The sequence below is a fragment of the Burkholderia sp. S171 genome, assembly GCF_009766085.1.
Taxonomy (GTDB): Bacteria; Pseudomonadota; Gammaproteobacteria; order Burkholderiales; family Burkholderiaceae; genus Caballeronia.
Genome location: NZ_LMUF01000048.1, coordinates 130,052 through 135,829, shown reverse-complemented (window position 1 = coordinate 135,829; position 5,778 = coordinate 130,052). Strand labels below are relative to the sequence as shown.

At 59.4% G+C, this 5,778-nt stretch carries 7 protein-coding genes; 4 read left to right on the top strand and 3 right to left on the bottom strand.

Annotated features, from left to right (window positions below):
* The 4 genes from GSQ93_RS28025 to GSQ93_RS28015 form a co-directional block, all read left to right on the top strand.
* Positions 1 to 319, top strand: a 319-nt coding sequence (locus GSQ93_RS28025) for a DUF1028 domain-containing protein (protein ID WP_158938902.1), incomplete at its 5' end; no start/stop codon positions are given.
* A 3-nt stretch (positions 320 to 322) separates the two neighbouring features.
* Complete coding sequence (locus tag GSQ93_RS38560; RefSeq protein WP_301952092.1) at positions 323 to 445, top strand: hypothetical protein; 123 nt, start codon at positions 323 to 325, stop codon at positions 443 to 445.
* A 370-nt stretch (positions 446 to 815) separates the two neighbouring features.
* Positions 816 to 1,940, top strand: a complete 1,125-nt coding sequence (locus GSQ93_RS28020) for a VIT1/CCC1 transporter family protein (RefSeq protein WP_158938901.1) — start codon at positions 816 to 818, stop codon at positions 1,938 to 1,940.
* A gap of 68 nt (positions 1,941 to 2,008) precedes the next feature.
* A complete protein-coding gene (locus tag GSQ93_RS28015; RefSeq protein ID WP_158938900.1) occupies positions 2,009 to 2,629 on the top strand; it encodes a hypothetical protein in 621 nt (206 codons plus the stop codon).
* Positions 2,630 to 2,667: 38 nt separating this feature from the next.
* Here the strand turns inward: GSQ93_RS28015 and GSQ93_RS28010 are convergent, their stop codons facing one another.
* The 3 genes from GSQ93_RS28010 to GSQ93_RS38360 all read right to left on the bottom strand — a co-directional run.
* Positions 2,668 to 3,693, bottom strand: coding sequence for a lysylphosphatidylglycerol synthase domain-containing protein (locus GSQ93_RS28010; RefSeq protein WP_158938899.1), 1,026 nt, complete (start codon positions 3,691 to 3,693; stop codon positions 2,668 to 2,670).
* Between the two features lie 80 nt (positions 3,694 to 3,773).
* The gene (gene hpnI, locus GSQ93_RS28005) at positions 3,774 to 4,928 is read right to left on the bottom strand and encodes a bacteriohopanetetrol glucosamine biosynthesis glycosyltransferase HpnI (RefSeq protein ID WP_158938898.1); all 1,155 of its coding nucleotides are present in this window, start codon (positions 4,926 to 4,928) and stop codon (positions 3,774 to 3,776) included.
* A 137-nt stretch (positions 4,929 to 5,065) separates the two neighbouring features.
* Positions 5,066 to 5,778 (bottom strand): radical SAM protein (locus GSQ93_RS38360; RefSeq protein ID WP_254074097.1); only part of this gene is annotated, 713 nt, incomplete at its 5' end.

Genomic DNA, 5,778 nt, shown 5'->3' with positions numbered 1-5,778 from the left:
CGCACACGATAGTACCCCCGCCGCTATGACCGAAGCCTTCGAAGCGTCTCATGCCAGCTCGCTTGCCGAGCGGCTGATTCGTGCGTTAGAAGCGGGTGCTGCAGCAGGCGGTGAGGCCGGACCGGTGCATTCAGCGGGTTTTTGCGTTTACGGGCGGGACGTCTGGCCGCTTGCGGAATTGCGGGTGGACTGGTCCGATGAACCCATCGCCGACTTGCGCGCGCTCTGGCAGCGCTACGAACCGCAAATGAACGACTACGCAACGCGCGCAAAACGCCCCGAGCAGGCACCGTCGTATGGGGTAGCCGGAGACCTCTAGCTCATGACGCATGCCTTGCTGGACAGCACGCTGGAGTTGCTGGATTCGCCGATCGCGTTTGACACGCGCAGTTCGGAATCGAATCTTGCGTTGATCGATTTCATACAAGGCGCGTCCCGGCGCTAGCCTGATACTTTCTCCCTAGCGGTTTCGCGTGACATCCGCGTTAAGCAATGTCGCAGCGAGATCGCCTTCTCTCAAAGCCCATTGTCTCCTCTGCCAGCGAGCGCTAACTCTGCGCCTTGTCTGCGCGCTGAAAGGCACGGCTAATTTTTGTCTAAGCATGACGGCATAGCCTTTGAACAAAGGGCGGCTTCAGCCCAGGCGTGCAGTGTTTGTTCCTGCGTCAGGCGAGTTCTCACGCGCTGGCCGAGCGTCGTACAAACCATTGCTATTCTCAATTACGCAGACGTTAAGGGTCTTTAACCAATGAGCACGCTTGATCCGTTAGGATTTGCTGAGAAACTTTCGGTAATCCAGCGAGGAGAGCAATCCTTTGGCATCCAAGACGGAGCTCAAAAGGTTCAGGTCGAACTTGGCCGACGAACTCGACAGCGCGGCGCTTTACGAAACGCTGGCGAGTGTCGAGCGAGATGGTTCGAAGAAGGCCATTTATGCGGAACTCGCGGCGTCCGAGTTCACGCACGCGCAAGTGTGGCGCGAGAAACTCCGGGCGAACGGCGTCAAGGTCCGGACGCATCAGTACAGCGCGAAGACCCGGGTCATGCGGGCGCTTGTGCGAGTCTTTGGCCCGGATTTTGTCCTGCGCACGGTCGCTGCTGCGGAATACGCGGACAGGGATAAATACGCGGGCCAACCAGACGCTGCGCAGATGGCCGAAGAGGAACATCGGCATGCGGACATGGTGCAAAGCGTGGCGAATCGTAAGAGCCCGCAGAGGTCGAAAGGCGCGGAGATTGCCGAAGCGGAGTCGTGGCACAAGGGCGTTTCGTCGGGCAACGATCTACGGGCGGCTGTCCTTGGCGCGAACGACGGGTTGGTATCGAATTTTTGTCTGATCATGGGGGTAGCAGGCGCGGGGACCAACAACAAGACGATCCTGCTGACGGCCTTTGCCGGCCTGATCGCGGGCGCGTGTTCCATGGCATTGGGTGAGTGGCTTTCCGTGACCAATGCCCGGGAACTCGCACGCACCCAGATCGCGAAGGAGGCGGACGAGCTTGAACACACGCCTGATGCCGAGCGGCACGAACTCGCGCTCATCTATCAGGCAAAAGGGCTGGATAGCGATGAAGCCAGGCGGGTTGCCGCTCAGATCATGCGGGACAAGGACAAGGCGCTCGACACGCTCACACGTGAAGAACTTGGGCTGGACCCCGCCGAGTTGGGCGGGAATCCGTGGTCTGCTGCCGGCGTGTCGTTTTGTCTGTTTTCCATGGGGGCAATTTTCCCGGCGATGCCTTTCTTGTGGAGCAATGGATTCGCGGCAATCATCCAGTGCGTTGCACTAAGTGCGCTGGCGCTCGCGGCGATCGGCGTGTTTACCTCGCTTTTCAATGGACGTGGCGCGGCGTTTTCCGCGATGAGGCAAATCGTTATAGGGTGCATTGCAGCGAGCTTCACGTTCTGCGTGGGGCACCTGCTCGGCGTGTCAATATGATGAGGGTTGCATGGGTTCGAATGCGGTAAGCAGGTGTTTGAACCACAGAGTTTTCACGGGGCAACGTGATGAGCGTTAGCGCGACGAAGGTGCGCCTGATGCCCGCTGCTGGCATGACGGCCTTTGCGCTTGTAGCGGGTTTCTACGCGTACGGAACGTCGACGGGCACGGTCGCGTCTCTCTACAACACCCTGGGGAATGTCGTCGGCGTTTCCGTTGGTCTTGCGTTACCGGCGCTGGAGGCGATCCGCGCGAGACGCGCAACGCACATGCTCAGGCTTGAGCGCTTGCGAGAGGCGGTCACCGTAGTCAACGTCAGCCGCAGGCTTGCCGATCAGGCGAATGCTGCGTTGTGCGGCGGTGCGTGCGACAGCAGTTACTTCCAGATGACGTACAACTGCTCGCAGATCGAACATGCAATTCGGCTGGTCGATCAAATCGAGCCAGTTTCATCGACTCGATACGCTGACATCGCCTTTGTCGACACCCGGCGTGATCTGCTTGCGTTCTTCTCGCTTCTGCGCCGTGCGGCGTCCGATTTCGGAAATTGTCAGGCGATACCGGAACCGGTGGTCGCGATGCTCCGAGCGTCGTATGGCAATGTGGTGCATGACATCGATTGCCTGGTAACCGAGTGCCGGCGGCTAGAGGAGAAAATCGACTTCTGGCAGGTTGCGCGCAAAGTTTGAGCGCTGATGTTCAAGATGCCTAACGGGGCGGCAAGCGCCTAATGCTCAGCGTATTGGTGTTCAATGCCGTCTCCCGACCCCTCGACAGCCCTTGTTACGCGCTTCTTCGCCAACGCAAGCTGCCATGCAAACAGTCCCGGGACGAAGACGAGCAGGTCACGTAATCGTCGTGCGCCCGCGAGTGCGAGACTCACAGACGGATCGAGGCCCAAGGCGCCACCGATCAGAACAAAACCACTCTCCTGAATGCCCAGTGCGGCAGGTACAAAAAACGCGGCGCTGCTGAGCGCTTGAATCAGCGATTCGAGCACGACAGCTTCGGCGAAACTGATCTGCGAACCGAGAAAATAAAGCGCTAGCCATATCTCCAGAGAAGTGGTGAGACACTGCAGCGGTTGCCAGATAAACAGATAGCGCAAGACAACCCCATGTTTTCTCCAAATCAGCTTGATTGACTGGTCGATGCGTAGCGAGGGGCCGGCCAGCGCCGCAATCTGGCCGCTTGTCAGGCGATTGAACAAGCGCGTCATTCTTTCGAACAGGTTGACGTGCTGGATCAATGCAAAGCCCGCCAGAAGCGGCGCGAGCAGGGCGAGTCCCCAGAGCACGTCTATGGCAAGCTGGCGTTCCCCGGGTGTGGCGTGACCCAGCAGGAATGCTATGCCCACCAGCGTAAACACGAGCTGGCTGATTAGCGTGAGCTGCATGTCGACGACCAGGCTCGCCGCAGCAGTAGAGGCTCGCAAACCTGCGCGGGTCAGCAACCGGAACGAAACGATCTCGCCGCCGATCCTCGCAACCGGAAGCAAGCTGTTGACCGACTCGCGAATCCAGACGAGCCGCAGCATGCCCAGCAGACCGGGGCGTCCCATGCCGGTTATGAGCGTTTGCCAGTCGCGGGCATTGGCCAGCATCGGCAGGACATGGACGGCGGCGGCCAGGACAAGGCCGGGACCTGCAGTGCGCAGCAGTGCGAACACCGAGCGCGGATCGTCGTGCCACACTAGCGCCAGTGCCACGATCAGCCCAAGCGCAGCGATCGCCCGGCCAAGATATTTAGTCATGCGATTAAAGTGAAGTCTGATTCGACGGCGAGCACGTCAGGCGCTTGTCGCAAGCGAGGGCCGGAATTGAGCATCAACAGTCATTTCTCCCCAAGCGGATAGAGCAGGCCATCGCGGCCGACTTTGAACTGGAAACCTCGCCAGAGTACGCGCGTCGAGAAAAAGCTGCTGACGAAAATGGCGAAGCAGACGAGGTCCCATATGGGCAATAACCAGAGATCACCCGAGGCCTGGCCCAGCGCGTGGTCCAGTTGCAGCTTCAGTGCGAACCGCGTGAAGAGCGCCGCGAGCGTAAGGGGCCACGTCCACATCGCGGCGCCGGACAACGCGATCGCGAACAGGGCAAACACAAGCGGATGCGTGAGTGCCGAGCCGAGGTGGCCGGCCGGATCGATGGTTCGAATCGTACGGCTCCAGCGCAGTTCGTGAGAGATCAGTTGCGAGGCGCTGGTTTCAACGCACGCATGGGTCACAATGATAGGTGGAACGACCACCTTTTCTCCGAGTTGGCGCACTGCTTCTCCAATGGCATGGTCCTCGGCAAGATGATGCGTGAACTGCGAGAAACCGCCAATTTTTTCAAGCGTCACCCGGCGCAGGGCGATGGTCTGTCCGAAACAGGGGCGCGCAAGCTTAAGCGCCATGCCGACCACGACGCTCGGCAGGAAGTGATAGTTGCTCGCCTTGGCGGACAGTCGAGGCCAGAAACCCGCATCCGGCAGCCCGCGATAAAGACAGGTTACCAGGCCGACTCCCGGTTTTTGAAGCTCGCCGACAACACCGCGCAGGTAGCCGGGACCGACCCCCACGTCGCTATCGGCGAATACCAGGATGTCGTGCTGCGCGGTGGGCAGCATATTGAGGATATTGCTCATCTTTCGGTTCGGACCATACAGCCGGGAATCGATCACGATCGCAATCTCAGCCTCAGGGTGCAACTGCCGCAACTGTTCCACTACGTCGAGCGCCGGGTCGGCCTTGTCGTGAACGCCGAACAGGTACTGAATAGCACCGGGATAATCCTGCTTGCAGAATCCCGACAGGTTTTCGAGCAGCGCCCGTTCGTTCCCATGCAGGGGCTTGATGATAGTCACGCCCGGAAATGAGCTGGGCTCCGCACAGGGGCGCGCCAAAAAGCGCCTCGTCAACGCGGCGGCAGCCAGCATGTAGAGGATCCCGAAGGCCGCGCTCGCACCGCACACATCCGCTGCCCAGCGAAGCATTACGCGGGCCATATGCGGGCTCCCGCTATGGATGGCAAACGCGATCAGCAACACGGCGCCTGCCAGCCACGCGAATCTCACATACACCCTTCGAAGCCTTTTTTGTTTCGCAGGTGACAAGCCGGGAAATTGACCGGGCACGTCCGGGGTCATGCCTCGTGAGCCCGTAGAAACTTGAAGAACTCCACGCCTTCCTGCAACCGCCGCTTCATCATCTCCCAGCTCACCAGCATCTCGCGCAGGATTTCCCAGATCTTCGAGGGCCTGAAGTAGAAGCGCTTATAGAACTCTTCCACGCTGTGATAGATCTCTTCACTCGACAGGTGCGGATAGCTGATCGCCGCAAGCTGGACGCCCGTTGAACTGACGAGGTTGATGACCTTGTTTTCCTTAAGCCAGCCATTTTCGATCGCCTGCTTGTGCAGGGTCGTGCCCGGGTAGGGCGCCGCGAGCGATACCTGGATCGTATGCGGGTTGATCTCCTTGGCGTACTCGATAGTCTTTTCGATCGTTTCGTGCGTTTCGCCCGGCAGTCCCAGAATGAACGTGCCGTGGATCTTGATGTTGAGCTTGCGGCAATCTTCGCTAAAGCGGCGCGCGATATCGGTACGCAGGCCTTTTTTGATGTTCAGGAGAATCTGGTCATCGCCGGATTCATAGCCGACCAGCAGGAGCCGCAGACCATTCTCCTTCATGACCTTGAGCGTTGCATACGGCACGTTCGCCTTGGCGTTGCAGGACCATGTCACACCCAGCTTGCCCAGGCCGCGGGCAATCTCTTCGGCTCTCGGCTTGAAGTCCGTGAAGGTATCGTCGTCGAACATGATCTCCTTCACTTCGGGCATGTTGTCTCTGATCCACT